The sequence below is a fragment of the Robertmurraya sp. DFI.2.37 genome, assembly GCF_029211245.1.
Lineage (GTDB): Bacteria > Bacillota > Bacilli > Bacillales > Cytobacillaceae > Robertmurraya > Robertmurraya methanolica_A.
On record NZ_JARGEJ010000365.1, the window covers coordinates 1 to 369 of the forward strand.

The following is a 369-nucleotide window of genomic DNA, read 5'->3' on the forward strand; positions in this document are numbered from 1 at the left end:
CTGAAATATTTTCCATGTTTTTCGGAAAATCGGCCATAGCTTGGGTTGCAGAGCCTAACTGATGAGCCAAATTTTCTAATTCTGTTGTAGCCAATCCGGAAAGTCCTGAACTAAACTCATTCATAAGTAATTTCATGCTTTGCTTCAGTTCATCCACAACTCTCTGCATCATGTCGCTTGCCGGAGAAGATACAGTTTTCGCCATTTGATCAATATGTTCAACAACGGTTTTAGTGGTTGCATCGACACTTTCCATTAACGGAAGAATTTTTTGTTGCATCTGTCGTGAGAGAGTCTCATCAAATCCTTGATTAAGTTCTATAGCAGGTCAGTAGAGAATGATTTTAGAGCTTTTGTTTGCTGGGCGTT

1 protein-coding gene is annotated in these 369 nt (G+C 39.6%); it reads right to left on the bottom strand.

Annotated elements, in window-relative coordinates; genetic code table 11:
- On the bottom strand, window positions 1-280 hold a 280-nt coding region (locus PZE06_RS26900; RefSeq protein ID WP_275792226.1), incomplete at its 3' end, for a hypothetical protein.
- Window positions 281-369 lie beyond the last annotated feature (89 nt).